The 25,881-nt window shown below is 71.9% G+C and carries 21 protein-coding genes; 9 read left to right on the plus strand and 12 right to left on the minus strand.

Features of this window, described 5'->3' with window-relative positions; genetic code table 11:
- Positions 1 to 68: 68 nt before the first annotated feature.
- Together ACIP9D_RS22145 and ACIP9D_RS22150 are read right to left on the minus strand one after the other, a co-directional pair.
- On the minus strand, positions 69 to 1,430 hold the full coding sequence (locus ACIP9D_RS22145; protein ID WP_350877427.1) for a serine hydrolase domain-containing protein: 1,362 nt from the start codon (positions 1,428 to 1,430) through the stop codon (positions 69 to 71).
- Positions 1,431 to 1,522: 92 nt separating this feature from the next.
- Positions 1,523 to 1,900 (minus strand): MerR family transcriptional regulator, encoded by a 378-nt coding sequence (locus ACIP9D_RS22150; protein WP_350877425.1) that lies wholly within the window; start codon positions 1,898 to 1,900, stop codon positions 1,523 to 1,525.
- A 105-nt stretch (positions 1,901 to 2,005) separates the two neighbouring features.
- Between ACIP9D_RS22150 and ACIP9D_RS22155 the strand changes: the two genes are divergently transcribed.
- The gene (locus ACIP9D_RS22155; protein WP_350877423.1) at positions 2,006 to 2,713 is read left to right on the plus strand and encodes an SDR family oxidoreductase; all 708 of its coding nucleotides are present in this window, start codon (positions 2,006 to 2,008) and stop codon (positions 2,711 to 2,713) included.
- A gap of 150 nt (positions 2,714 to 2,863) precedes the next feature.
- Here ACIP9D_RS22155 and ACIP9D_RS22160 read toward each other — a convergent pair whose 3' ends face one another.
- The 3 genes from ACIP9D_RS22160 to ACIP9D_RS22170 all read right to left on the minus strand — a co-directional run bounded on the left by ACIP9D_RS22160 (position 2,864) and on the right by ACIP9D_RS22170 (position 5,646).
- Positions 2,864 to 3,127, minus strand: coding sequence for a type B 50S ribosomal protein L31 (locus ACIP9D_RS22160; protein WP_350877422.1), 264 nt, complete (start codon positions 3,125 to 3,127; stop codon positions 2,864 to 2,866).
- Positions 3,124 to 4,416, minus strand: coding sequence for a GTP-binding protein (locus ACIP9D_RS22165; protein ID WP_350877421.1), 1,293 nt, complete (start codon positions 4,414 to 4,416; stop codon positions 3,124 to 3,126). The genes ACIP9D_RS22160 and ACIP9D_RS22165 overlap by 4 nt, the downstream gene beginning before the upstream one ends.
- Before the next feature lie 249 nt (positions 4,417 to 4,665).
- Positions 4,666 to 5,646 (minus strand): LacI family DNA-binding transcriptional regulator, encoded by a 981-nt coding sequence (locus ACIP9D_RS22170; RefSeq protein ID WP_350877444.1) that lies wholly within the window; start codon positions 5,644 to 5,646, stop codon positions 4,666 to 4,668.
- A gap of 228 nt (positions 5,647 to 5,874) precedes the next feature.
- Between ACIP9D_RS22170 and ACIP9D_RS22175 the strand changes: the two genes are divergently transcribed.
- Positions 5,875 to 9,870 (plus strand): discoidin domain-containing protein, encoded by a 3,996-nt coding sequence (locus tag ACIP9D_RS22175; RefSeq protein ID WP_350877420.1) that lies wholly within the window; start codon positions 5,875 to 5,877, stop codon positions 9,868 to 9,870.
- A 129-nt stretch (positions 9,871 to 9,999) separates the two neighbouring features.
- Here ACIP9D_RS22175 and ACIP9D_RS22180 read toward each other — a convergent pair whose 3' ends face one another.
- From ACIP9D_RS22180 to ACIP9D_RS22190, 3 genes are all read right to left on the minus strand, one after another.
- Positions 10,000 to 12,609, minus strand: coding sequence for an IPT/TIG domain-containing protein (locus tag ACIP9D_RS22180; protein WP_350875065.1), 2,610 nt, complete (start codon positions 12,607 to 12,609; stop codon positions 10,000 to 10,002).
- Positions 12,610 to 12,927: 318 nt separating this feature from the next.
- Positions 12,928 to 14,808, minus strand: a complete 1,881-nt coding sequence (locus tag ACIP9D_RS22185) for a Xaa-Pro dipeptidyl-peptidase (protein ID WP_400450681.1) — start codon at positions 14,806 to 14,808, stop codon at positions 12,928 to 12,930.
- Positions 14,809 to 15,076: 268 nt separating this feature from the next.
- Positions 15,077 to 16,330, minus strand: a complete 1,254-nt coding sequence (locus tag ACIP9D_RS22190) for a hypothetical protein (protein WP_350875063.1) — start codon at positions 16,328 to 16,330, stop codon at positions 15,077 to 15,079.
- Positions 16,331 to 16,405: 75 nt separating this feature from the next.
- Between ACIP9D_RS22190 and ACIP9D_RS22195 the strand changes: the two genes are divergently transcribed.
- The 4 genes from ACIP9D_RS22195 to ACIP9D_RS22210 all read left to right on the plus strand — a co-directional run bounded on the left by ACIP9D_RS22195 (position 16,406) and on the right by ACIP9D_RS22210 (position 19,365).
- Positions 16,406 to 16,987 carry an RNA polymerase sigma factor gene (locus ACIP9D_RS22195; protein ID WP_350875061.1) on the plus strand — a complete coding sequence of 194 codons (582 nt, stop codon included), beginning with the start codon at positions 16,406 to 16,408 and terminating at the stop codon, positions 16,985 to 16,987.
- Complete coding sequence (locus tag ACIP9D_RS22200; protein WP_350875060.1) at positions 16,980 to 17,693, plus strand: hypothetical protein; 714 nt, start codon at positions 16,980 to 16,982, stop codon at positions 17,691 to 17,693. Before ACIP9D_RS22195 ends, ACIP9D_RS22200 begins: the two co-directional genes overlap by 8 nt.
- A 94-nt stretch (positions 17,694 to 17,787) precedes the next feature.
- Entirely contained in the window at positions 17,788 to 18,321 is a 534-nt protein-coding gene (locus ACIP9D_RS22205; RefSeq protein ID WP_350875058.1) for a hypothetical protein, read from the plus strand.
- Positions 18,322 to 18,468: 147 nt separating this feature from the next.
- Positions 18,469 to 19,365: a hypothetical protein gene (locus tag ACIP9D_RS22210; protein WP_350875056.1), complete on the plus strand. Its 897-nt coding sequence runs from the start codon at positions 18,469 to 18,471 to the stop codon at positions 19,363 to 19,365.
- 155 nt (positions 19,366 to 19,520) lie between these two features.
- Here the strand turns inward: ACIP9D_RS22210 and ACIP9D_RS22215 are convergent, their stop codons facing one another.
- The gene (locus ACIP9D_RS22215) at positions 19,521 to 19,646 is read right to left on the minus strand and encodes a hypothetical protein (protein WP_350875054.1); all 126 of its coding nucleotides are present in this window, start codon (positions 19,644 to 19,646) and stop codon (positions 19,521 to 19,523) included.
- A gap of 75 nt (positions 19,647 to 19,721) precedes the next feature.
- Here ACIP9D_RS22215 and ACIP9D_RS22220 point away from each other — a divergent pair, with 75 nt between their 5' ends.
- The 3 genes from ACIP9D_RS22220 to ACIP9D_RS22230 are packed head-to-tail and all read left to right on the plus strand — an operon-like array spanning position 19,722 to position 22,889.
- Positions 19,722 to 21,320, plus strand: a complete 1,599-nt coding sequence (locus ACIP9D_RS22220; RefSeq protein ID WP_350875052.1) for a hypothetical protein — start codon at positions 19,722 to 19,724, stop codon at positions 21,318 to 21,320.
- Positions 21,317 to 21,439, plus strand: a complete 123-nt coding sequence (locus tag ACIP9D_RS22225) for a hypothetical protein (protein WP_350875051.1) — start codon at positions 21,317 to 21,319, stop codon at positions 21,437 to 21,439. The genes ACIP9D_RS22220 and ACIP9D_RS22225 overlap by 4 nt, the downstream gene beginning before the upstream one ends.
- Positions 21,426 to 22,889 (plus strand): NYN domain-containing protein, encoded by a 1,464-nt coding sequence (locus tag ACIP9D_RS22230; RefSeq protein WP_350875049.1) that lies wholly within the window; start codon positions 21,426 to 21,428, stop codon positions 22,887 to 22,889. Before ACIP9D_RS22225 ends, ACIP9D_RS22230 begins: the two co-directional genes overlap by 14 nt.
- Before the next feature lie 154 nt (positions 22,890 to 23,043).
- Here the strand turns inward: ACIP9D_RS22230 and ACIP9D_RS22235 are convergent, their stop codons facing one another.
- From ACIP9D_RS22235 to ACIP9D_RS22245, 3 genes are all read right to left on the minus strand, one after another.
- A complete protein-coding gene (locus ACIP9D_RS22235) occupies positions 23,044 to 23,673 on the minus strand; it encodes a class I SAM-dependent methyltransferase (RefSeq protein ID WP_350875047.1) in 630 nt (209 codons plus the stop codon).
- Between the two features lie 127 nt (positions 23,674 to 23,800).
- Positions 23,801 to 24,727, minus strand: coding sequence for a hypothetical protein (locus ACIP9D_RS22240; protein ID WP_350875045.1), 927 nt, complete (start codon positions 24,725 to 24,727; stop codon positions 23,801 to 23,803).
- Positions 24,714 to 25,844, minus strand: coding sequence for a hypothetical protein (locus tag ACIP9D_RS22245; RefSeq protein ID WP_350875043.1), 1,131 nt, complete (start codon positions 25,842 to 25,844; stop codon positions 24,714 to 24,716). Before ACIP9D_RS22245 ends, ACIP9D_RS22240 begins: the two co-directional genes overlap by 14 nt.
- Between the last annotated feature and the right edge of the window lie 37 nt (positions 25,845 to 25,881).

The raw sequence follows: 25,881 nt of genomic DNA on the forward strand, positions 1-25,881 counted from the left end.
CCGTCAGGCAGGGTGGCGAGGCCCGCCGTGCGGGCAGCGTCGACGTGTCGCGGTGGCCGGTGCTGCGTTCAGCTGACGGCTCTGGCCAGCAGGTCGCCGACGGCGGCGCGGACCGGATCGGGGTCCGCCCAACTCCAGTTCGGGTGGGCTCGGTTGGTGAGCAGGGCGAGGACGAGCTTGCGGTCGGGGTCGACCAGCAGCGACGGGCCGGCGAAGCCGGTGTGGCCGAACGCGCGGGGGGAGGCGAGCCGGCCCATGAACCAGGGCTGGTCGAGGACGACGCCGAGGCCGTGGGCGGACGTGCGGTTGGGGCGCTCGGGGTCGACGGCGGGCTTGCCGGCGTTGTGGTTGGTCAGCATCCGCCGGACGGTGCTGGCGGCGAGGATGCGCTTGCCCTGGTAGGTGCCGCCGTCGAGGAGGAGTTGCCCGATGACGGCGAGGTCGGCGGCGGAGGCGAAGACGCCGGCGTGCCCGGCGACGCCGCCGAGGTGGTTGGCGACATCGTCGTGGACGGTGCCGCGGAGCAGACCCCGCGAGGACCGGGCGTCGGTGGCGACCAGGCGGGTGGCCCTGGCGCTGGTCGACAGCCAGGTGTCGGGGCTGAAGCCGGTGCCCCGAAGGCCGAGTGGCCCGGTGAGGTTGGCCTTGAGGGCTCGGTCGAGGCGTTGGCCGGTGACCTTCTCGACGATCCTGCCGGCGACCATGAGACCGACGCTGGAGTAGCGGAACGTGCGCCCCGGCGTCGCGCCGGAGATCAGCGGGGTGGCGAGCACGCTGTTCCAGCGGGCCGTGTTGTCGGCCAGGCCGGTGACCTTGGCGCCGACCGGGAGGCCGCCGGTGTGGGTGAGCAGCATCTCGACGGTGACCCGGTCCTTGCCGGCGCCGGTGAAGCCGGGCAGGTAGTTCCGGACCGGCGCGTCGAGTTCGACGCGCCCCTTGTCGACCTGCTGCAGCAGCAGGATGGCGGTGTAGACCTTGGTGACCGAGGCAAGGTCGAAGATGGAGTCCGGGCGCATCGGGACGCGCTGTCTCGTCGCGAGGAGTTTCGGACCGGCCGCGTAGCGCAGCGCCTCCCCGACCGCGGTGTGCACCGTCGTCTTCCCGTCGACCAGGACGAGAGCGACCGCGCCGGGGAAGCCGCGGTGCCGGAGGGCCTGCGGTGTGGCGGGCAGATGCCGCCGAAGCAGGGCGGTCACGTCCGGCGCGTAGCGGGCCTGGCTCCCCGGCGCCGCGTCGCCGCCGGCGGCGGGAGTGCCCGGCGGGCTGCTCCGGGCCGAGCCGAACCCGGCCCTGTTCCCGGCGGCATCGGTCACGGCGGCCGCGTCACCGGGTTGACCCAAGCCGGGCTCGTCGTTGCCGCCGCAGCCGGTGACGGCGGTGGTCGCGGCGGCCAGGCCGGCCCCGAGCAGCGTACGACGGGCAACGGGCATGCCGGTGATGATGACAGCGGACGATGTGCCACGCCAGTACGGCGAGCGTGCGCCGCTGCCCCGGCTACGCATCGGGTGGCGCTTCGCGTCGGCTACGGCGCGGTGGCGTCCGTCCGGGTGCAGCCGCTGGCCGGGCTCTCGCTGAAGACGATGACCGCGTTCAGTCGGTCTCTGGCCTCGGTGAGCTGGCTGATCTGGTGCTCGATGCGGTCGCGTTCCGCGTGCAGCAGCGCGCGGGACTGCGGGGTGTTCACCTTCGCGTCGACGCAGGGCAGCAGGTCGAGGATGGTCCTGCTGGGCAGGCCGGCGGCGTACAGCGTCTGGATCAGGCGCACCCGGTCGACCGCGCTGTCCGGGTAGTGGCGCTGGCCGCCGCTGGTGCGCGCCGGGATCAGCAGAGACTGCTCCTCGTAATAGCGCAGCGCGCGTACGGACACGCCGGTCTCCGCGGCGAGATCACCGATCCGCACGGTTCCTCCTCCTGGCTGGTGACGCCGGCCACACGACTTGCATCTCACGTCCACGTGAGGTTTTAGCGTAGCTCGCGTACCGGAAGCCAAGCCTTGGAGGTAGTCATGCGGATCTCTGGTTCGGTAGCGCTCGTGACGGGCGCCAACCGTGGCCTCGGCCGGCATTTCGCCCGGGAACTGCTCGAGCGGGGCGCGGCGAAGGTCTACGCCACGGCGCGCGATCCGGAGCGGATCGACCTCCCCGGGGTCGAGCGGCTGCGCCTGGACGTCACCGACCCGCGGTCCGTCGAGGCGGCCGCCGTGGCGGCGCCCGACGTCGACCTGCTCATCAACAACGCGGGCATCAACACCTGGACGAACCTGATCGACGGGGACCTGAACCGGATCCGGTTGGAGCTGGAGACCCACCTCTACGGTCCGCTCGGCATGGCGCGGGCCTTCGCGCCGGTGCTGGCGGGCAACGGTGGTGGGGCGATCCTCAACGTGCTCTCCGCGATGTCCTGGTTCTCCTACGACGGGGCCAACGCGTACGGCGTGGGCAAGGCGGCCGGCTGGAGCCTGACCAACGGCATCCGACTCGAACTGGCCGCACAGGGCACCCTGGTGACCGGTCTGCATCTGGGTCTCGCCGACACCGACATGTCTGCCGAGTTCGAGGGCGACAAGATCGACCCGGCGGTGGTGGCCCGACTCGCTCTCGACGGCGTCGAGGCCGGCAAGCTGGAGGTCGTCGCCGACGAGTGGAGCGCCCAGGTCAAGGCCTCGCTCGCCGCGGACCCCAGCGCCTTCTACGCGATTCCCGCAGCCGGCTGAGAGGCCGGCGATCACAACCGGTTCGGTACGCGGACCAACGGCCGCGCCGTGGCCCGCGAGACCTCCTGAGGTACCCGCCGGGGGCCCGGGTGCGCTGTCAGGCGGCGGCCCCGGCACGGTGCCGGGGCCGCCGGTTCCGTCGCCGCGCGCTCAGCCGGGCTGCCGTGGCCCGCGTCGGGCGTACTTGGCGCGGAACTTCTCCACCCTGCCCGCGGTGTCGAGCAGCCGCTGCCGGCCGGTCCAGAACGGGTGGCTGGCAGCGGAGATCTGCACGTCGATGACGGGGTAGGTGTTGCCGTCGCGCCACTCGACGCGCTGGTCGCTGGTGGCGGTGGAGCGGGTGAGGAAGGCGAAGTCGGCGGCGCGGTCGCGGAACACGACCGGCTGGTAGCGGGGGTGGATTCCGGGTTTCATGCGGCGAGGTCTCCAGGGCTGTCGGTGCGGTCGGCAACGAGGTCGGCGAGCGGGAAGCAGTCTGCGAACGGGTCGTCGTAGGTCCGCCAGACGTCCTCGCCGTCGGCGAGTTCGGCGTCGCTGAGCAGGCAGGCGGTCAGGGTGCGGTGCAGGTCCACCGGGTCGAGGTCCAGGCCGATGAAGACCAGGTGCTGGTGGCGGTCGCCGTAGTAGGGGTCCCAGTCCAGCGCCGCGGCGAGCCGCCGGTGGTCGGACGCCTCGTCCCAGTACGCGTCGGGTAGGGCGACCAGCCAGCGGCCGAAGGATCCGATGGTGAGGCCCCCGCCGGCGAACTCCCAGGCGAGCACCGCGTCGGGTTGGCTGGCCAGCCAGAGGTGACCGCGGGAGCGGACGACCTCGGCGTTGACGTCCTCGAGCACGTCGTGCAGTCGCCGGGGGTGGAACGGTCGGCGGGCGCGGAAGACCGCGGAGACCACCCCGCAGTCGGAGTGCGGTTCGTGTACCCCGAGGGTGTGACCCTCCAGACCCCGGGCCAGCACCGCGGGCGTCTCCGGCCGGTGCCGGCGGGTGTCGCGCAGCTGGCGGGTCAGCTCGTCGGCGTCGACGAGGTCCCCGTCGACGCGTACCTGGGCCGCCCACGGCGCCAATCGCTGCAGCAACACAGACAGCCGGCTGTCGTCGTACGCCCCCTCGCGGGACCGTCCCCACAGGACGAGCGTGTCGGCGTACTCGATCTGTCGGACCACGACGTCCGCCAGCGCCCGGTGGTCGTCGTCGGCGGCGTGGACGCCCAGGGTCTTCAGGTCGTCGGTGCTGGCGAGGCCGTCGAGCAGGTGCTCGGCGTCGACCACGGTGACGTACGAGTCAATGTGCAGCTCATCGGTGATCGGCGACCCGTCGACGAGGCAGTGGGCGCAGGCGGCGGCGACCGCCTCCGGCTCGACCACCTCGGGCAGCATCAGCACCAGGTCCCGGTGGGGGTGGGTGCGGGCCAGCCGGGCCAGGGTGGGCAGCACGTCCTCGCGCAGGGTGCAGGAGACGCAGCCGTGGGCCAGGGTGATCCGTTCGTCCTCCAGGATGCCCGCCGCGTCGCGTACCACCCGGTGCACGCCGCCCTGGCGGACGTCGGCGAGGTCGTGCCGCACCAGCAGCAGGGACGGGTCCGCGGCGAGCAGGGTACGGGCGATGGCGTACGTCGCCGTCGGCCAGAAGCCGCTGAGCACGGTCAGCGAGGGGCGGGTGGCGGCCGCCGAGGCGGCGGCGTCGAGGGGTGCGACTGGTGACGTCACATCTCAGTCCTCTCTACTTGAAAACGATTGTCATTCTAAGCAGAGTCGCACGGAGAGGTGAAGGGGGCCTGTGGCGGTATGGCGCACCCCGCCGCGGCGAGGCTCCGAATCCAGACGCGGCCGCACTCCCACGTAGTTGATCAAGAGGTTTGCGTCAGGATCCGGCCGGGATATGACGCAAGCCTCTTGATCACCGGGAGTGGGAGCGGGGGTGGGGGTGGGAGCGGAGGTGGGCGCGGGGGTGGCGGCTCAGCTGGCGGGCAGGCCCCGGGCGACCAGTTCGGTGGGGATCAGCAGGCTACGTGGTGCGCAACGGTCGCCCTCGATCCGCCCGAACAGCAGCTCGGCGGCGGTGCGTGCCAGCTTGCGGGTGTCGTACGCGATCACGGTGAGCGGGTACGGCAGCAGGCGGGCCACGTCGAAGTCGTCGAAGCCGAGCAGGGCGGCATCGCTGCCGCGCCGGTGCAGTTCCTCCACCGCGCCGAGCGTGATCCGGTTGTTGAGGCTGAAGAAGGCGGTCGGCGGGTCGGGCTGGTCGAGCAGCTCGCCGACCACCCGGGCTGCCGTCTCCGGGTCGCGCACGCCGCCCCGGATCAGCCGGTCGTCGTCCGCCGTGGCACCGGCCGCGGCCAGCGCTTCCCGGGCGCCGGCGAGTCGCTCGCGCATCGTGTAGACGCTGGTCGAGTCGAAGAGGATGGCGACCCGGCGGTGCCCCGCCTCGATCAGCCTGGCGACCCCGCTCCGGGCGCCGCCCCGGTTGTCCAGCAGGACGGTGTCGGCGGGCAACCCGCCCGCGGGCCGGTCGAGGAAGACCACCGGAATGCCGAGCTCCACCTCGGCCCGGAGGAACGAGTGGTCGTCGCCGGCCGGAACCACGAGGAGGCCGTCGACCCGGCGGGCGCAGAGATCGGACAACAGCTCCCGTTCCCGCTCCGGCTCCTCCTCCGAACTGGCGATGATCAGCATCGTGTCGTGCTGGCGGGCCACCTCGGCGGCGGCGCCGGCGATGGTGGCGTAGAACGGATTGGCGATGTCCTCGATCAGCAGACCGATCGTCGCCGTGGTCCGGCCGGAGCGCAGCGAGCTGGCCAGGTGGTTGCGGCGAAAGCCCAGCTCGGTCGCGGCCGCCAGCACCCGCTCCGCCAGCTCCCGCTGCACGTAGGGGGCGTTGTTCACGACCCGCGAGACGGTCTTCAGGCTCACCCCGGCCCGCGCCGCCACGTCCACCATGGTGGGCCGCTTCGCGCGGCCGGGGGCGCTGGTCACGCGAGAACCATACCGCCGGTCACGCCGCCCTCCATGACTCGCGTGGGTGCCGGAAAGGTGCGGAAACGCGGGTGATTTACGGCAGACACGAAGTCTTGACACCCGTGACACATCCCGCGACGATCTGACAACGTTGCCAGGTCCTGGGAGGAACCAGTGTCCGAATCACCATCCGTGTCGCGGCGAACGTTCATGTCGGCCGGAGCCACCCTGCTCGCGTCGTTCGGCGTGACCGCCGTCCTGCCGGACGCAGCCGCCGCGTCGGCCGCGCCCGCGGCGCCACCAGCCACCGATCTCGCCCGGTACCGACCGGTGGCGGTCTCCTCGACCGACTACGCCCCGACACCCGCGTCCTTCGCCGTGGACGGGCTGCCCCAGGTCGGGGTGCGCGGCAGCGGTTGGCGGGCCGCGACCGGCGATCCGCAGTGGATTTCGGTGGACCTGCAGGCCCCGTGTCGCGTCGAGGCCGTCACCCTGGTCTTCGAGGCCACCCTCGCCGACGGGCCGTTCGACGGCAACTACACCGACACCGACGGCGACGAGATCCTCTCCAGCGCGGCGACCGCGTACCGGATCGAGGTCTCCGCCGACGGCCGGGCCTGGCGACCGGTGTACGAGACCGCCGACGGGCAGGGCGGCGTCCAGGCCATCAAGCTGCCGGAGCCGGTCACCGCGCGGTGGATCCGGATGACCGCCACCGAGCGTTCGAACAGCAACCCGGTCGGCCTCAACGGCTTCCAGGTCTACGGCACCGCCCTCCAGCAGCGGCCGTCGGCCCGGGGCTGGACCAGCTGGGAGGGCGGCAACACCAGGCCGGCGCCCGAGCTCACCGTGGCCGCCGACGGCACGGTGCCACTGGAATCCGGCTGGTCGTTGACCATCGACGACTTCGCCGGCGGCGCCGACGGCGCCACGCTCTCCACCGGCGGGGTCGACGTCCGGTCCTGGCTGCCGGCGACCGTACCCGGCACGGTGCTGGGGACGCTCGTCGAGCAGGGGCACCTGCCCGACCCGGTCTCCGGCTTCAACAACCTGCGCATCCCGGAGGCGCTGTCCCGGCACGCCTGGTGGTACCGGCGGGCGCTGCGGTTGCCCCGCGGGCTCGACACGTCACCCGGCCGGCGGATCTGGCTGGAGTTCGACGGGATCAACCACGAGGCCACCGCCTGGGTCAACGGTGTGCAGGTGGGCAGCGTCGCGCACCCGTTCGCCCGGGCGGCCTTCGACATCACCGACGCCGTGGCCGGTCGTCGCGGCGAGCACGTCCTCGCCGTCCGGGTCACCCCGATGCCGCACCCGGGCACCCCCGGCGACAAGGGCCCCGACGGGCGCACCTTCCTCCAGTCGGCCCACCACTACCTCGACGCCCCGACCTACCTGGCGGTGTCGGGATGGGACTGGATGCCGGCCGTACGCGACCGGGTCAGCGGCATCTGGGACCACGTCCGGTTGCGCAGCACCGGCGCGGTGGTGATCGGCGACCCGCATGTCACGACCGCGCTGCCGAAGCTGCCGGACACCGACACCGCCGAGATCACCATCGCCGTACCGGTGCGCAACACGGCGGACACCGCGACCACGGTCACCGTCCGAGCGGAGTTCGACAAGGTCAGGGTCGAGTCGACGGTGACGGTGCCCGCCGGCGGGCACACCACGGTGACCTTCACGCCCGAGCGTTTCCGCGCGCTGCGACTGGCTGACCCTCGGCTGTGGTGGCCCAACGGTTACGGCGAGCCCAACCTGTACGACCTGAAGCTCACCACCACCGTCCGCCGTGAGGTCAGCGACCGGCGACAACTCCGCTTCGGCATCCGCGAGTTCGACTACGACTGGCACCAGCCGGTGGTGATCTCGCCGCCCGCCGCGCCGCCGCTGGAGTTCGTCGGCGGCGCCGCGACCCAGACGGTCACGTTCGACCGGCAGCACGCGCGGCACGTTCGCATCCAGGCCGGCCAACGCGCCACCGGGTGGGGCATCTCGATGTGGTCACTGTCGGTGGCCGACGGGGCCGGTCCGGACCTCGCCCTGCGCCGGGACGCCACCGCGTCGTCGGCGGAGAACGACACCAACGTGGCCGGCAACGTCGTCGACGGCGACCCCGGAACCCGCTGGGCCTCGAAGTCCGAGGACAACCAGTGGATCCAGGTCGACCTCGGCGCCGCGGTCGACTTCGACCGGGTAACCGTCGTCTGGGAGCAGGCGTACGCGCTGGACTACCGCGTCCAGGTCTCCGACGACGGCGATGGCTGGACCGACGTCAAGTCGGTCAGCAACGAGACGCCGCTCGGCAGCCGGGCGACCCAGGTCGAAACCTTCCCCGCGCAGACCGCCCGACACCTGCGCATCCAGGCCGGTGCCCGGGTGACCTCGTGGGGTGTCTCCATGTGGGCGCTCTCCGTGCAGCGGCAGGCGTCGCCCGACGTCGACCTGGCCCTGCACGCCACCGCCACCGCCTCGTCCTCCGACGGGGACAACGGCCCGGAGCGGGCCGTCGACGGCAACCCGCGGACCCGGTGGTCCTCGAAGTACGAGGACAACCAGTGGATCCAGGTCGACCTCGGCGAGCCGGTCGACTTCGACCAGGTCACCATCGTCTGGGAGCAGGCGTACGCCCGGGACTTCGTCATCCAGGTCTCTGACGACGGGCAGCGGTGGACCGACGTCAAGGCGGTCAGCAACGCGGTCACCCAGCTGAAGATCAGCGTGAACGGTGTGCCGGTGTTCGCCCGGGGCGGCAACTGGGGCTGGGACGAGCTGCTGCGCCGGGTGCTGCCCGACCGGCTCGTCGACACCGTCGAGATGCACCGTGACATGAACTTCACGATGATCCGCAACTGGCTCGGCAGCAGCAACCGCGAGGAGCTCTACCAGGCCTGTGACGAGCAGGGCATCCTGGTGTGGAACGACTTCTGGCAGGCGGGGCAGTTCCTGCCCAACCCGCCCGGCTACGTCGACATCGCCGCCGACACGATCCGGCGCTTCCGCCACCACCCGAGCATCGTGGTGTGGTGCGGCGCCAACGAGGGTGACCCGCCGCCGATCGTCGACGCCGGACTCAAGCAGGCGGCCGCCACCGAGCACCCGGAGATTCTTTACATTCCCAACTCCGCCGGCGGCATTGTCAGCGGCCACGGCCCGTACCACTGGGTGGAGCCGGCGACGTACAACAACCGGAACACGTACGACACCGGGGCGTTCGGCTTCCACACCGAGATCGGCATGCCCGTGATCCCGGTGGTCGAGAGCATGCGCAACCTCGTCGGTGACGCGCCCGAATGGCCGATTGGCGAGGTGTGGAACTACCACGACTGGTCGACCATCGGCAACCAGCGCGTCGGCACCTACCAGGCCGCGATCGACGCGCGGCTCGGCGAGTCCGGCTCGTTGGAGGAGTTCGCCATCCGGGCCCAGTTCGTCAACTACGAGAGCCACCGCGCCATGTTCGAGGCGTGGAACGCCAACCTGTGGCAGGACGCCACCGGCCTGCTGTTGTGGATGTCGCACCCGGCGTGGCACAGCACGGTCTGGCAGACGTACGACTACGACCTCGACGTGAACGGCGCCTACTTCGGCGCCCGCAAGGGCTGCGAGCCGCTGCACGTGCAGGCTGACCCCGGCACCTGGCAGGTCCGGGCGGTCAACCACACCGCCGCGGCGGTCACCGGCGCCACCGTCACCGCGCGCCGCTACGACCTGCGCGGCCGGTTGCTGGGTACGCCCCAGCAGCAACGGGTGGACGTCCGGCCGTCGTCCACCGCGCCGGTCTTCGCGTTGGCCGCCCCGGACGGTGCGGGGCTGCACCTGGTCCGGCTCGAGTTGCGGGACGGCCGCGACCGGCTGCTCGCCGAGAACACCTACTGGCGGTACGGACAGGCCGAGGAGATGCGGGCGCTCAACGACCTGCCGCGGACCCGACTGGCGACCACGACCAGCGGCGCACGTACCGCCGGCGGTCGGACCACCGTCACCACGACGGTGCGCAACGAGGGGGGAGTGGTCGCGGCGCTGGTCCGGCTGAGCGTCGACGATGCCCACGGCGACCGGGTCCTGCCCGCCCGATACGAGGACAACTACTTCTGGCTGCTGCCGGGCGAGACGCGTCGGGTGCAGATCTCGTGGCCGGCGGGGCGGCAGTTGCCGCGCCAGGCCCGGGTGACGGCGCGGGCCTACAACACGGCCGGCGACTAGGAGTACGTCCGCCGCCGGCTGTGGAAGGCATGCCCTCCCGCAGCCGGCGGGCGTCCCGCCTCGGCAGGGCTGGACATGGTCGAGCCGTCTGGCCAGGGCTGCGCAGCCCTGGCCAGACGGCTCCTGTCGTCAGATCGACGAGGTGTTACGCGGTCGACGGCGGTTCAGCAGCACCAGGAACGCGCCCATGATGACCAGCATCGCGCCGAAGGTGAGCGGTGTGCCGATGGAGTTGCCGGTCACCGGCAGGATCTGACCGACGTAGCGGAACGTGAGCGAGTTCGACGTTCCACCCGGGGTGGTCACCGTGACGGTGGTGTCACCCGCTCGGCACGCCGGCGTACGGAACGTCAACGAGCGCCCGTCCGCGGCCACGCTCACCTGACTCGCCGGTATGGTCCGACCGCAGATGGTGACGGTGGTCTGACCGGGAACGAATCCGGAGCCCCCGACGGTCACGGTGGTGCCGCCGGCGGCGGGCCCTTGACCCGGGTTGAGCGTGTCGATCACCGGCGGTGCGGCCTCATAGGTGAAGCCGTCGGGTGCGGTGGCGTTGGCGCCGGGGATGAGGACGGTGACGTCGACGGTTCCGGGTGTGCCGGGTGGGGTGACGACGGTGAGTGAGGTGCCGCTGGGGTCGACCACCAGGTTGGTGCCGGGGGTGCCGCCGAAGTTCACGCCGGTGGCTCCGGTGAGGCCGGTGCCGGTGATGGTGACGGTGGTGCCGCCGGTGGTGGGTCCTTCGTCGGGCACGATCGAGGTGATCGTGGGTGCGACGTAGGTGAAGGTGGGTGCGGTGGCTTCCCCGGCGGGGAAGACCAGTTCGACCACGGCGGGTCCGGCGGCGTTCGGCGGGGTCACCACGGTTGCGGTGGTGCCGGCCGGGTTGACGGTGAAGCCGGTGCCGGGTACGCCGTCGAAGGTGATTCCGGTGGCTCCGGTGAAGCCGGTGCCGGTGAGGGTGACGGTGGTGCCGCCGGCGGTCGGTCCGGTGGTGGGTGTCAGGTCGGTGATGACCGCGGTGCTGCCGTCGGGCAGGTAGGTGTAGGTCAGCGGGGCGGCGGAGCCGCCGCCGGTGCTGACCACGACCGAGGCGGGTCCGACCGCGCCGGGCGGTGTCACCGCGGTCAGTGAGGTTCCGTCGGGGGCGACGACGACGTTGGTCGCCGGGGCTCCGTCGAAGGTGACGGTGGTGTCACCGGGCACGAAGCCGCTGCCGGTGATCGTCACCGTCTGCCCACCCGACTGCGGACCCTCGTCCGGCGTGATCGCCGCCGCCGTCGGCGGTGCGGCCACGTAGGTGAAGCCGTCGGGTGCGGTGGCGTTGGCGCCGGGGATGAGGACGGTGACGTCGACGGTTCCGGGTGTGCCGGGTGGGGTGACGACGGTGAGTGAGGTGCCGCTGGGGTCGACCACCAGGTTGGTGCCGGGGGTGCCGCCGAAGTTCACGCCGGTGGCTCCGGTGAGGCCGGTGCCGGTGATGGTGACGGTGGTGCCGCCGGTGGTGGGTCCTTCGTCGGGCACGATCGAGGTGATCGTGGGTGCGACGTAGGTGAAGGTGGGTGCGGTGGCTTCCCCGGCGGGGAAGACCAGTTCGACCACGGCGGGTCCGGCGGCGTTCGGCGGGGTCACCACGGTTGCGGTGGTGCCGGCCGGGTTGACGGTGAAGCCGGTGCCGGGTACGCCGTCGAAGGTGATTCCGGTGGCTCCGGTGAAGCCGGTGCCGGTGAGGGTGACGGTGGTGCCGCCGGCGGTCGGTCCGGTGGTGGGTGTCAGGTCGGTGATGACCGCGGTGCTGCCGTCGGGCAGGTAGGTGTAGGTCAGCGGGGCGGCGGAGCCGCCGCCGGTGCTGACCACGACCGAGGCGGGTCCGACCGCGCCGGGCGGTGTCACCGCGGTCAGTGAGGTTCCGTCGGGGGCGACGACGACGTTGGTCGCCGGGGCTCCGTCGAAGGTGACGGTGGTGTCACCGGGCACGAAGCCGCTGCCGGTGATCGTCACCGTCTGCCCACCCGACTGCGGACCCTCGTCCGGCGTGATCGCCGCCGCCACCGGCGGTTGGGGCGCGAGCGGACGCTCACAGGTGGCCTCGGCCACGATCACGGTGCCGACCGGGATGGTCACCGGCGCGCCGAGGACGGTGCCGGTCAGGGTGAGGGTGGCTCGCACGGCGGCGGCCGTCGCACCCGCCGCGGTGGTGACCTCGGTACGGGTCAGCGAGGCGTTGAGGGCGGCATCGGCCACGCCCGCCACCGTCACCGCCGCGCTCGCGTCCACGCTGGGGCCGTTCGCCACCAGCGTCACCGCCGAACCGAACAGCTCCAGATCGACCAGCGTGGTGTCCGCGACCTGCGCGCCGACCAGCGGACACGAGACGGTCGCGGTCGCCTCGGCGGCGTCCAACACGTCGATACCGAGCACATCGAGGTTGAGGCCGTTCACGCTGGACAGGGCGGACGACACCGCCGCTGCTCGTGTCGCGGTCACCTCGGCGACCGTTCCGCTCGCGCTCACCCCGACCGCACCCGGCACCGAGATCGCGAGCAGGGTCGAGGTGTCCGTGCCACCGCCCGGCGGCGCGGTCGCCGTGCCGATGACCGCGTCGGCGCTGACCACCGCCACTCCGAGGACCTCCGCCGACAGATCGACGACGACGCCCCTCGCGCTGGCGCTTCCGGGCTGCGCCTGGGCGGGAACCCCCAACCCGACGCTGGTTACCGCACCGACCAGCGTCGCCACCGACGCCGTCGTGAATCTTCGCAGGACAGAACCCACCGCTTCCCCCGTTCACGTCGCGAACTGGGCGCAGCCGGCATGGAGCGCCCGTCATCGACTGAACGACGGAGTACGCAAAACGTTACGAAACGGGCATTTGCCCCACCGGCCCCCAGGAGGCCACTCCTGTCCGAGCCAGAAGCGAGCGCCCTTCGTTCCCGCCCTGCTCGGGCGCGGCCCCGACGAGCAGGTGGGGCAGCCCGACGTGTCGGACCGCCCCACCTTTGAACAGCGCCTCCACCAACCCGCGGGTCGGCTACGCCGCCGGCCGAACCCGACCGGTCAGAACCCGAGAACGGCCCGTCCGCCCACCACCGGCAGGCGCAGCTCGCTGTCGTTCGGCGCGACCCGCAGCTCGGTGCCGCCGAGCGGCAGCAGGGTGTACTCCTGGTCGCTGGAGAACACCACCACGCCGATCCGGTGACCCGCCTGGAAGATGTAGTCCTTCGGCTCCAGGGTCCACCGGTAGTCGTACAGCTTGCCCTGCTTCACCGACTCGCTGCGCGACGCGCTCTTACGGTTCTGCGGGTCCATCCAACCCCGGGTCACCACGGTGGGCGCGGCGGTCGAACCGGCCGGACCGTAGTCGACCAGGTATGCGGTGAGGTTCGCGTCGGGCTTGTTGTCGATCGCCATCCGCAGCCGCATCTCCGGACGGCCGGAGACGCGGACGTCCCGGGCCAGCGCCGGGGAGCGGTAGGCGAGCCGGTTCGCGCTTGCCGCGTCCGGGTTCGCCACCAGGACGTCCGGGTGGATGGTCCGACCCTCGTCGACGAAGGTCTGCTCCACCTTGGCCTTGGGCTGCTTGCCTGAGGTGAGCGTGCCCGGCTCGCCGGCGCTCGACGCGGCCAGCTTCACCGCCACCTCACGGGCACCCGGGTCCGGCCAGTTGGCGTACGTGGTGTACGCCCGGTCCTCCCGCTGCAGCACCGCGGTCGGCTCGTCCATGATCCCGTTGCGCACGTTCCACAACCAGAAGTCGAACCAGCGGTTCTCGGTCTGCTTGTAGGTCCAGGTCCGGCCGTCGGGCAGGGTCACCGACGCGTTGCTGCCGGGGCCACCGTGCCCGCCCTGGTGCAGCCAGATCTTGCGCGGCACGTGCCGCTTCGCCAGCTCGTCCCACCAGCCGGCGAAGTGCTCGGTCTTCACGTTCCAGTCGTTGAGGCCGTGCACGACGAAGACGCTCGCCTCCACGTCCCGGGCGTCGAGGTAGTCGCGGTCCTGCCAGAACTTCGAGTAGTCGCCGGTGACCCGGTCCTGCTCCTCGGTGATCTCGGCGATCTCGTCGGCGCAGGGCCCCTCGGCCCGCGCCTGGCCGGCCGTGTACTGGGCCAGGATGTCGGTGTCCTCACCCTGGTACGTCCCGGGCGCGACGACCAGACCGTTGGCCCGGTAGTAGTCGTACCAGCTGCTGATCGCGGAGACCGGGACGATGGTCTTGAGCCCCTCGACCCCGGTGGTGGCCACCTGGTTGGGCAGCGTCCCGTTGTACGAGACGCCGGTCATGCCGACCGCGCCGGTGGTCCAGCCGGCGGTGACCGGCGCGCCGGCCGCGTCGTAGCCCTTCGCCCGGCCGTTCAGCCAGTCGACGACCGCCTTGGTGCCGAGCGTCTCCGCCTGGTCGCCGCTGGTCGGGCAGCCGTCCGAGTCGCCGGTGCCGACGCTCTGGCCGAGCACCACCGCGTACCCCCGCGGCACGTAGTAGTCGTCCAGCGAGCCGGGCAGGTTGGCCTTCGCCTGGGCGCGCTGGACTCCCAGGTCGAGCGCGCGGAGCCCGGAGCGCTGGGTCAGGCCGTTCTGCGGCAGGTCGTCCACCAGCACGCTCGGGTACGGCACGTCACCCCAGGTGCCCTTGCGGTACGGGCTGTGCTCGAAGATGACCGGCACCTTGAAGCCCTGGGTGGCGGTCTCCCGGGGCCGGGAGATGTCGATCGCCACCCGGTCGCGGCGGCCGTCGTGGTCGGTGTCCACGGTGGTCTGGACGTACACCCGCTCCTCGATCGCGTCGGCGAGCGAGAACACCGGTTGGGTCATGCCGTCACTGACCACGATGCCTGGCGGTGGGGTGGCCGCGGGTGGGGCCGCCGATGCCGGGGCTGCGCTCAGGACCAACGCGCCGGACACGCCGACGCCGAGTAGTGCCAGATAGGGGGGTCGACGCACGCGCGTCTCCCTTCGGTCGGGCTGGCGGCCGGAGCCGGCCGGGGGTGGATCCCGAAGATCCATTCGTGCCCATGCTAAGTCCGGGTCGGCATCCCCGTCGATGACCTTCGGCCTGAAACGAACCCCACGTCCACAGTGGCCGGGACGGGGATGACCGGTGGAGGCCGGTGAATCGGTCCCGCAAGCCCGCCGAGGTTGGGGGAGGCCAGCTGACCGCGTTCCGCCCGGAACGTCGTCACCGGCAACGCCCACCGGGGGTTGCGGCGACTCAGGCGCCGGCGGCGAGGCCGTGCAGGCCCACCAGGCCGGGCACGGCGACGCGTCCGAGTTCCCTGCCGGTGGCGGAATCGTGCCAGCTCACGGCGGCGGTCTGGCCGACATGCAGCCGGCCGAGGTCGGGGCTCAGCACGAGGCCGGTGACCGGCTCGCGGACCGGCCACTCGGCTGCCGGGCCGAGGCGAGCGAGATCCACGGTACGCAGCACGGGGCCGGAGCCGACGAAGAGCCGGTCCTGGTCCGCGGCGGCGTACGCGTCACCGGTCCCCGTGACCAGGGTGGCGGTCCGGCGTACCGCCAGTTCATCCGTGGCGATCTCGGCGACCGTGCCCGAGGTGACGTCGACGACGAAGAGCCGACGTCCGTCCGGGCTGATCGCCATGGCGTGACCGCTCGCGGACCCCGCCCCGAACGGATGGGGCAGATCGATGCAGTACGCCCACCGCTCGGTGAGGTTCAGCGTGTGCACGAACGCGTGCGCGTCGCCCGGCCGGCCGCTGACCAGATCGCGGGTGTGCTGGTGGCCGGGCTGATGGGTGTAGAGCGTGTAGAGGACGGCGCCGTCCGGTGCGAGCACCGCCTGGCGTCCGTCGCCGCGCATCTCCTCCTCGGCGCCGGGTGGCACCGGCGCCTTGGTCCGGGTGTTGAGCGGGCCCGGCGCGGTGGTGGCCAGGTCCACGACGCGGACCCGGTAGCGGTCCGGGGCCGCGGCCGGGAGCCATTCGAGGACGAACAGCCCGGCGAGGTCCTGGGTGAACGCCTCCGGCACGAAGTTGCCGCGCAGCTCGAGCCGGTGCCGGACCCCGCCGGCGTCGGCGACCAGTACCGGGGTCACGTCGCGCCCGGCCGGCCGGCCGGTGGTCACGCCGACGTGGTCCGGGGTGAGCGCCACCGTGGTGCCGCTGGTCGAGACGGCCTGTGGTGTCCAGCGCCCCGGCAGCGTGACCCGGGCGGAGGCGCGGCCCGAGCCGGTGTCGATCCGCCAGAAGGCGGTGTCGGCGCCGGCGGCCTCCGTCGCGTAGATCGCCCGCCCGTCGGCGGTGGCCACCGAGCGCGGGAGAGTCTGCCGGTCCGGACCTCGTAACACGGTCAGCCCGTCGTCCACCTCGACGAGCAGCACGTCGGGGACGCCGGTCGCCGGGGCCGTGGTCGGCCTCCGGACGGCATCGCAGCCGACCACCGCGGCGGCGCCGGCACCCGCGAGCGCGGTCAGGACGGTACGGCGGGAGATCGGTGCGTTGGCCATCATGTCGGGGTGACACCGCGAGACCCGGCAGGGTTCCCTCGGCCGGGTGGGAACCCGCCCGCCGCGGGCGGTGTCATGAGGGTGGATCAACCGGAGGTTGCACTGGACGACGACGAATTCGTCACCCGCGCCCAGGCAGGTGACCTGGAGGCCTACGAACTCCTGGTCGCCCGGCACACCGCGTCCGCGTACCGGACCGCGGTGCTCCTCGGCGCGGGCTCGGATGCCGAGGATGTCATCCAGGAGGCTTTCGTGAAGGGGTACCGCAAGCTCTCCCGCTACCGGCGCGAGTCGTCCTTCCGCTCCTGGCTGCTGGCGATCGTGGCCAACGAGACGCGTAACCTGCACCGGTCGCGCAGCCGACGCGACGGGCTGGTGCTGCGGGCCGCGGCAGCCGAACCGGGGTCCGAGGTGACCGGCGACGGCGCGGTGGGCGCGGTGCTCGCCGCGGAGCGCCGCGCCCTGCTGGTGCAGGCGCTGCGCCGGCTGCCGGAAAAGGACCGTGAGGTGATCGTGTGCCGGTTCTTCCTCGACCTCAGTGAGGACGAGACGGTGACGATGCTGGGCTGGCCTCGGGGCACGGTGAAGTCGCGCACGTCTCGGGCGTTGGCGAAGCTTCGTGGCCTGCTCGACCTCCAGGAGGTCCACCGTGGATGACCTCGAGCGGGAGCTGCGCGACCTACGGGCGTGGCTGGAGACCCCCGAGGCGCCCGACGTGACCGCCCGGGTACGCGCACAGCTCGCCGCGTCCGCGCCGCGCCGACGGCGGTGGCGCTACTACCTTGCGGCCGGCCTTGTCGCCCTGCTCGTCGCGCTGTTGCCGCCGGGGCGGGCCGCCGTCGCCGACGCCGTGGCGGGTCTGCTGCGCTTCGCCGGCGTCACCATCGTGACGTCACCGGGGCCGCCGCCCCCGAGCCGTACCGTGTCGCCGTTGCCGTCGCAGCGGCCCGCCGGACTGGACGAGGCGCAACGGGCGGTGCGCTTCCCGATCCGCGTACCGGCCCGGCTGGGTCCACCTGAGCAGGTGCTGGTCGCCGACCCCGACGGCACGGGTCGATACCGGGTGGCGACGCTGCTCTACCGGGGCGGCGCGCTGCGCGTCGACGCCTTCGACGGTCACCTCGACCCGGTCTTCGTGAAGCGCTCCAGCGCGGCCGAGTTGGTCACCGTCCACGGTGACTTCGCCGCATGGGTCGCCGGACCGCACGCGTTGACCTACGTGGATCGCGCGGGCGAGGTCCGGGTGGAGACCGCGCGGCTCGCTGCCTCGACCCTGATCTGGCAGGAGGCCGGCGTGAGTTACCGCCTCGAGGGCGACCTCGCCAAGGCCGAGGCGATCGAGATCGCCGAGTCGCTGGGGTAGGGCGGAAGGAACCCGGAGGGCCGGGCCGGTGTCCTCACATCGGCAGGCACGAGTCGGGCCATCGAGTGGCTCGACGCTTACCGGAGGGTGCGAGATGAGGGCATGGGGCAGAGTGGTGCTGGGTTCGGTGGTCCTGCTGGCCGGCTGCACGGCCACCGGTCGGTCGGAGACGCCGGGCAGCGCTCCGGCCACCACGGTCACCGCGGCCGCCGCGAACCCGGCTGCGGGCGCCGCCGGCGGCTGCGGGTCACGGATCGAGACGGGGCCGCTGCCCGACTGGGCGGACCGGGGGTTCAGTGGGGATGCCCGGGTCGCGCACGTCCTCGGCGCGAAGGGCGAGATCGTCGCGGTGCTCTTCGGCAACCCGCTGCGGGTGGACAGGACGGACGGCTCCAACAACAAGATCCTGTGGGTCTCCCGTCCCGCGACTGCCTCGCCCGACCCGACATCGTCGCCCGATCTCAGCATCACGGCGACGCTGGACGGGACCGACACGCGGGTGAGCCGGGAGGTCCGGGGCGGCCCCGGCCCGTCGATCACCGACCTGCCGCAGGCCGGCTGCTGGCACCTCGAACTCCGCTGGTCCGGGCGTACCGACACGATGGACCTCGTCTACGCCGAGAGCTAGAACGGGGGCGCCCCTGCCCGCGCGGTCCGGGCACCGCGCGGGTCCGGCGCCCTGCGGTGACGAGATCGGTGGCTACCGGGCAGCCCCGGGGTCGCTTACGTTGGCAGCGACCAGTTCGGAGCCCTACCCGATGTCGTGGAGGTCCCGGTGCCGTACAGCGCTCTGGCGATCCGGCTGTTGATCTCGTGCCCCGGTGACATCCCCGCGGCGGACATCCGCATCGTCCAGCAGGCGATCACCAAGTGGAACGGGATCTATGGCGAGAACTTCGGGGCGGCGGTGGTCCCGATCATGTGGAGTGTGCACGCCGCCGCCGCGTTCGGCCGTCCGCCGCAGGCCGAGTTGAACGACCAGATCGTCGACCGCTGCGATGTGTGTATCGCGATGTTCGGCTCCCGGCTGGGTACGCCGACGGCCGTGGCGGCGTCCGGTACGGCCGAGGAGATCGAGCGGCTCGGCGCCGCCGGCAAGTACGTGGGGGTGCTGCGGTCCCGCCGGCCGGTCGATCCCGGCGGTCTCGACATCGCGCAGATGGCGGCCCTGCAGACCTACCTCGACGGGCTGCGCCCGACGGCGCTGGTCCTCGGGTACGCCGACGACGCCCAGCTGAGCGACCACGTCGAGAAGATCCTGGTCGCCGCCGTCTCGGCGCACGGCACGCGGGCCGCCACGCTGAGCGCGCCGTCGACGGTGCCGGGCGCGGAGGTCTGGCCCCGGGTGCAGTCCGAGGACCGGGTGCGGGTCGACTCGCACCGCTGGGCCAGCAGCCTGCGGAACCGCTACCTGGTGCTGCACAACACCGGCAGCCGCCCGGCGCGAGGTGTGACCTTCGTGCTCGAGAAGGATCCGACGGATCGCGGCGACCTCTGGAGCGTCGCTCTCGCGCAGCCCGGTGATCCGTCGATCGATGCGATAGCACCCGGTGGAGAGGTGCGATTCGCGCTCGTCGCGCAGATGGGCAGCGCGCAGCAGGTGCGATGTGTGGTGCGCTGGAGCGACGATCGCGGCTCGCACGAGAATATGTCGACATTGCGACTCACCTGATCTGCACCGGGCGCTTCCCGATGCGAAGAGCAGGCGATATGCGTCGATTGCTGGGCAGGCACACACCTCGTCCATCCGGCGGATTTCCTCTGCCGTACCAGCGAATCCAAACATGGGCATTCCTTACGTAGCATGACGGTGTGGGGGACCGACATTCAGATCTTGACGAGATCATTCAGCTGAATCGCGCGGTTCGGCCCGCCGAGGCGGCGCAGCGGTTCGAGCGGCTCATCGGGCAATTGTCCGAGGCGGATCTGACGGATCTTGATGCGGACATCCAAGCGGCTCTCGCGAGTTTCCTGCCGAAGCGGCGAAAGGGGCTCGTCGCCGCGCTCGCGGCCCGCCGGGCCGGCCCGGTGAGCCAGCCGCCCGCCCCGCCGGCGCACGTGCCGGTCGGCTCCGCGCTTCCGCCGGCGCCGCTGAGCCGGTTGGTGACGCCGAGGCCCGTGCCGCCGTCGGACCGGGCCGCCGCCGCCCGGGTGGGGGCCGTCGCACCGGCCCGCCCCGTGCCGTCGCCACCACCGGCCGCGCCACCGCAGGCCGCCCCGATCGCGCCGTCCCAGGCCGTACCGGCGAGGTCGGGCCCGCCGCGAGGGCTCGGCGGGCCGGTCGGCGGCGACATCGCCGCGCGACTGGCCGAGATCCGGGGCCTGCTGCACCAGGTCAAGCCGGGCGAGGCCGAGGACGCCGTCCGTGCGCTCGTTGCGGAACTCGGCGACGACGCGCTGCGCGAGCACTCGTCCGAGCTGTACGACGTCGTCGACCGCTTCCTGCCCAAGCGCCGGCGCCAGCTCGTCGAGCTTCTCGACCAGGCGCTGTCGCGCGTCTCGCCCCCGGAGCCGGTGGCGTCGGGCACCACGCCGACCCGCGACCCGTTGACCGACGACGACACCACGGTCCTGGTCGACACCCCGGCCCCGGTCCACCTGGCGGCGGTCAACGGAGCGCGGCCGGCGACTCCGTCCCCGTCGCCTGTGCAGCTGATCAGATCGCGGCCGCGGGGAGGCACGACCGTGCGGTCGAATGGGCCGGTCCGCGACCCTGACCCGGCGTACATGAACTACCGCTTCACCGAGGAGCTCGACAACCTCAGCAGGTCGCACATCTTCCAGTGGGCGACGTTCTACCGCGACGTGTTGTCCGAGTACTTCGAGGCCTTCCTCATGGAGGTGGTCGAGGACGACCGGAGCCAGGTGCCGGACATCACGAAGAGCGCGTTGATGCACCACGCCCGGGACATCTTCAGCAAGGGCTACAGCCGCCTCAGGACCACCCAGGGGTTCTCCGAACACCATGCGTTGAACAAGTCGCTGAGCGGGTTGCAGCGCTTCCTCGATCTGCCCCTGGAGCTCTACTCGTCCCGGCTGGCCGACGCGCACCGCGACGGGTCCGCCTGGTCGCTGCGCCGGCTCTGCTCCGCCATGCTGTTCGGCATCCTGCACGGCTACTCCGACGTGCGCTTCGAGCTGACCGGCCGGCAGATCCTGCCGCGCTTTCCTCGCTCGTGGGCCTACGTGCTGCCCTTCCTCACCTCCGAGGACCTCCACGAGCTCTCCACGCTCATCGAACCGGGCCAGTTCCACGACGGCGTCGCCGACTCGGTGTTCCCACTGGTCGAGGTGGTCGACAAGCTCCTGCGCGCCGACCCGTCGAGGGGCCCGCTGCCCGCGCTGTCCCAATACGTCGGGGCATCGCGCCGCCTGGACGTCTCGCTACGACCGGCGCTGAACGCCAGTGACGCCCGCCCCGTCGAGGTGCAGTGCTATCTGCTCGCCGACTTCGTGGAGCGGCACCACATCGAGGAGGCGCTGTCGCGGGCGGTGAGCGTGGTCATCGCGCCGCTGCGACCCGACATGCGGGCCCGGGTCGCGGCGGTGGAGCGGTTGGCCAAGAAGCACACCCCGAGCGTTACCAGTACCCCGTCACCCTGCTCCGGCTGCTCATCGACGAGATGAGTCGCAGCCTGGGCGACGCCGAGAGCACGATCAACGGTCTGCGGGAGACCTGGGAGCCGGTGGGCGGCGACATACCGGAGCAACGACGCGTCGAGGAGGCGGTCCGTGGCGGTCAATGAGGTGGGCGTTCTGCTGGTCGACTGGGAGAACCTGGCCGGCGCCATCATCGGTCGGGGCAAGTCGGTGACCCGTCAGATTGTCGACGACCTGTGGGCGTACGCGAACCGGGAGTGCGGCGGTCAGTTGCAGGTCCACATGGCCGCGGCCCGGTTCGACCCGTCCATCGCCACGGCGATGCGGGAGCGGTTCATCGTCGCCGACGAGGTGCGGAGCACCAAGGAACAGGCCGACATCAAGCTGACGGTGCTCGCGATGGACTACCTGCACCAGGGGTGTCGCCGCTTCATCCTGGTCACCGGCGACCAGGACTTCATCCCGCTGATCCAGCGCCTGCGCGACGACAGCAGCGAGGTCCTGGTCATCTACGGTGACCCGAACCGGCTCGCGACCGAGCTGCGGCAGACGTTCGCCACGCCCGGGCTGAACTCGGTCGACATCGACGACATCACCCGCCTGCTCGATCGCAGGCAGGAGACCGGCAGCCGTTCTCTGCTCGGCCTCCTGGAGCTCCAGCGGCGGGGCACCATCCTCGGCGGGCCGGAGAAGGGCAACCGCACGGCCACGCTGGCCCGCTGGGGGATCCTGCCCAACGAGGACGACGCCCAGTACCGCTCGCTGGTGGACTCGCTGGCCGAGAAGGTGTTCCGGCAGGACGCCGCGGTCAAGGCCGGCAACGACTGGGTCGCGAAGGGATCCTGGCGTACCTATCTGGACTTCGGCCTGGGCCGCATGGCGGACGTACGCGCCGTCGACCACGTCGTGCGTAGCCTGCTCGCCCGACCGCAGGGGCTGACCATCGCGAGCCTGCGCACCGGCCCCTTCCGGACCGACGACGGCACGCTGCTGGACCGCGCGCTGGACGCGCTGCTGACCGTCGAGGCGATCCGTCTGGGCGCGGACAACAGGTACACCATCGTCCCGCCCGATCTGACGCTCGGCTATCTGGAACCGCTGTGGCGGGTGTACAGCGCGGTCTCGGCCGAGTGCTACCGGCGGGAGGTCCGCAGCATCCCGTACAACCAGGTCGAGTCGCTGCTCAACCGGGGCGGTGTCGGCCAGGGCAAGGACCAGCGGGCGGCCGGCCGGATCGGCGGCGCGCTCACCTACGCGCGGGCCGCCGGCGTGATCGACGTGGTGGCGGTGGACGGCAAGCGCCATGCCATCGCGCCGGTCTCCGCTCTCTGCCGGCCGTTCGAGCACGCCTACCACGAGATGTACCGGTCGTTCATCTCCGCCACCGACCCGGTCCCGGAGCTGGAGGTGCTGCGGTTCATGGAGGACCGCGACCGCGACAAGGCCGATCCGGTCTTCGGGTTCGACAGCCGAGACCGCCACCGGATCCTGCGCATCCTGAGTCAGTCCCGGCTGATCAGCTGGCGGGACCACCAGGTCGTCGTCCAGGAGTCCCGGTGGGGTCGGGCGGGCGCGCCGCTGACCCGCCGCCCGTGACGGTGACACCAAGCGCCGTTGACGAGGACGATGCCAGGCGCTAACATGGCGAGTTAGGGGAGCAGTGGATGGCAACGGCGAATTGACGTAACCGTGGTCCGATCTGACTCAATACCCGGCCCCAGCCTTCGTGGCTGGGGCTTTCGCTTTCTCATCAGCCCACGGGTTTGCGGGCGGCGAGACGCTCGATCAGGCCGAGAGTGAACCTGTCGTGTGCCTCGACCGGCCAGCCCCAGCCGCGGACCTGGTCGGCGGGGCGGCGCAGGAAGTGCTCGCCGCCCATCGGCACGGTGACCAGCTCGGCGAGGCGCTGCACGAGGCGTACCGGCCAGCGGGCGGCCCGTACGTGGTCGGCCAGCAGGAGCAGGCCGCCGGGACGCAGCACGCGTCTCATCTCGTCGAGCGCCCGGTGCTCGTCGGGGATGGCGCACAGCGAGAATGTGCAGACCACGGTGTCGAACGACGCGTCGGCCAGGTCGAGGCGCTGGGCGTCGCCGAGCCGAAGGTCCACGTCGTGGCCCAGCTCCGTGGCCCTGCGCCGAGCGGCGGCGAGCATCTGCGGGCTCCACTCCACCCCGGTCAACCGCACCCCCGCCGGGTAGTGCGGCAGGTTGAGGCCGGTGCCGACCGCCACCTCGAGGACGTCCCCGAAGGCCCTGGCGCAGACCCAGTCGCGGGTGTCGCGGAAGAGACGCCGCTCGGCGAAATCCATCTGCCGGTCGTAGGAGCCGGCATGCTTGTCCCAGTAGCGGCGCAGCCGCTGGTGGCGATTCGATTCCGTCATCCGAGCCCGCCTCTCGTCCGGCCGGCGGCACCGCTCCCGCCGCGTGGTGCCGCCGCGCAGTCCTGCGCTCGTACCCGGGCATTCTCCCGCAGCGGCCGCCGGCGCACGGCCCCGCTGGCGGCGCGGATCAGTAGGGGCAGCTGCGGCCCGCGCGCACCATCTGCGCGTACTCGGCCCCGGTGATCCGGAATCGACCCTTCTTGCTGCCGTCCTTGCTGACGCAGTCGTTGATCGGATTGAGGTAGACCCAGCTGTAGGCCGCGTCGTCCGCGGCGCCGGTCACCTCGAAGGGCTTGTCGCCGGGAGCCGAGATGGTCGTCGTCTGCCGACGCCCGTCGGCGAGGTACTGCAGCTCCAGTCGCCACCGGCAGTGCATCTTCTCGCTGAGCGCCCTGACCTGGATGACGTTCTTCTCGCCCTTGGGCAGGCTGATCTTGTTGTCCGCGAAGAACGGGCGGCTCGGCGGGTCGTCGGTCGTGCTCTCGACCAGCATCCGTGGATTGGGCTGGTCCACCCGCGTCACGAGCACGATCTTCTCGGAGGCTCCCTGGGACTCGTTGGGCTCGCGGATGCCGGTGAGGGGCGGGGCGCAGGGTGCGACCAGGACGGACCGCATGTCGACGACCTCGACGGCATCGTCGCGGGTGCCGACGAGGGTGACCTCCCAGGTGCTCCGGCCCAGGTCGACCGCCGCGAGGTCGGTGGCCGGGTCGCCCGACGTCGAAGTGTCCAGCTTGGACAGGTCGGAGCCGGCGGGGTAGACGAAGCCGCGGGCGCCCTCCTCGGGATAGGGGACGTGCCGCACGTCGAGGACGACCAGCGGCCCCTTCCCCGCCAGGGCCTCGGCCAGTTCGTCCGCGGACTTCCACTGATTGAGCGTGCCCAGGACGACAGCGCCGAGCCAGGCGCCGACGGCACCGATCACGATCGTCAGCAGCCAGGTGACCGGCCGCTTCCACCAGGCCACCCGCTCCGGCGTGGGCGACGGTGCGGCAGTCGGCCGGGCCTCGGCGCGGGCCGGGCGGCGGCGGGGCCCCTTCTTACGCGGGCTCATGGATCGGGGCCTCCAGGGCGGCGAAGGGTGTCTCGGTGCGCAGGGTTCGGCGGGCGAGCAGGACCAGCAGTGCCACGAGCCAACCCCAGGCCGCGCCGAATCGCAGCGCGTTGGTCAGCTCGCTGTTCAGGCTCATCCAGGGCGCGCAGCCGGTGGGGGAGACCGAGAACGCGCACTCGGCGAGGACGACGGTCGGTGCCGTCAGGGCGCACGCCGCGAGCGTGCCACCCCAGCAGACGACGACGATGCCGGCGCGGTGACCGGAGGCCGGCAGGCCGGCCAGCACCGACCGGAGCAGGAGCCAGAGCAGCACCAGCAGGACGACGGTGGCCACCGAGTTGGGCACCCACCGGTCCATCGTCAGTCTTGCCGGGTCGAGTTCCGGGTGGGCGAGCCGGTAGGCCAGGTCCTCGCGCGGGGGCGGCGGCGAGAGCGCGGGATAGAGGAACCGGCCGAGCAACTCGAACAGGGTGTAGGGCTTGTCGGTATGGCGCACGATCCGCACGCCCTCGATCAGGGCCAGGACCAGGACGGGCAGGACGCCGGCCAGGGCGACGTTCCCGCTGCGTCCTCGGCGCTCGCCGATCAGCGGGCTGGGTTGGGAGGTCTCCGCCGCCGGCGACGGCCCGTCCTGCGTCCAACGGCCGCAGACGAACAGGATCGCGCCGGCCACCGCCACCCAGCAACCGAGGAAGAGCACGTCGGACGTCCAGCCGCCGCTGAGCGAGTAGTTGGCGCTGAAGAGCAGCGACAATCCGTCCGACGCGCTCTGAAGGCGGAGGACGTACACCGCCCACCCGAGGAGGTCGGCGATCGCGGCGGCGACGAGGACGGCCGACGCGCCCGTCACCGCCGCGGCGATCAGGCTGGTCCTTCGGGTGACGAGGCCGCCGAGCAGGTAGATCAGCACCGCGACCAGGAGTATCGCGCCGCCGCGCAGCAGCGGGATCACCGACTCCATCAACGGGGCCGTACGTGTGTCGAGCGGGGCGAAGAAGGCGAAGCCCTTGTCGACCAGTGTCGGCAGGTCGCTGGCGTCCCGCGAGAAGCCCCGCGAGTGGAACCTCGGTGTGGTGGCGACGAGCAGTTGCGCGGCGAACAGCGGTATCACGGTCATCCACGCGACGAGGGTCCTGGCCGCCCGGTTCATGCGG

The sequence above is a fragment of the Micromonospora sp. NPDC093243 genome (assembly GCF_044753725.1).
Classification (GTDB): Bacteria; Actinomycetota; Actinomycetes; order Mycobacteriales; family Micromonosporaceae; genus Micromonospora.

Excerpts from the sequence above, each read along its gene's own strand:
- ACIP9D_RS22145 (WP_350877427.1), bottom strand. The coding sequence starts at position 1,430 with ATGCCCGTTGCCCGTCGTACGCTGCTCGGGGCCGGCCTGGCCGCCGCG.
- ACIP9D_RS22155 (WP_350877423.1), top strand. The coding sequence starts at position 2,006 with ATGCGGATCTCTGGTTCGGTAGCGCTCGTGACGGGCGCCAACCGTGGC.
- ACIP9D_RS22160 (WP_350877422.1), bottom strand. The coding sequence starts at position 3,127 with ATGAAACCCGGAATCCACCCCCGCTACCAGCCGGTCGTGTTCCGCGAC.
- ACIP9D_RS22170 (WP_350877444.1), bottom strand. The coding sequence starts at position 5,646 with ATGGTGGACGTGGCGGCGCGGGCCGGGGTGAGCCTGAAGACCGTCTCG.
- ACIP9D_RS22175 (WP_350877420.1), top strand. The coding sequence starts at position 5,875 with ATGTCGGCCGGAGCCACCCTGCTCGCGTCGTTCGGCGTGACCGCCGTC.
- ACIP9D_RS22190 (WP_350875063.1), bottom strand. The coding sequence starts at position 16,330 with ATGGCCAACGCACCGATCTCCCGCCGTACCGTCCTGACCGCGCTCGCG.
- ACIP9D_RS22195 (WP_350875061.1), top strand. The coding sequence starts at position 16,406 with ATGAGGGTGGATCAACCGGAGGTTGCACTGGACGACGACGAATTCGTC.
- ACIP9D_RS22205 (WP_350875058.1), top strand. The coding sequence starts at position 17,788 with ATGAGGGCATGGGGCAGAGTGGTGCTGGGTTCGGTGGTCCTGCTGGCC.
- ACIP9D_RS22225 (WP_350875051.1), top strand. The coding sequence starts at position 21,317 with ATGAGTCGCAGCCTGGGCGACGCCGAGAGCACGATCAACGGTCTGCGG.
- ACIP9D_RS22235 (WP_350875047.1), bottom strand. The coding sequence starts at position 23,673 with ATGACGGAATCGAATCGCCACCAGCGGCTGCGCCGCTACTGGGACAAG.
- ACIP9D_RS22240 (WP_350875045.1), bottom strand. The coding sequence starts at position 24,727 with ATGAGCCCGCGTAAGAAGGGGCCCCGCCGCCGCCCGGCCCGCGCCGAG.
- ACIP9D_RS22245 (WP_350875043.1), bottom strand. The coding sequence starts at position 25,844 with ATGACCGTGATACCGCTGTTCGCCGCGCAACTGCTCGTCGCCACCACA.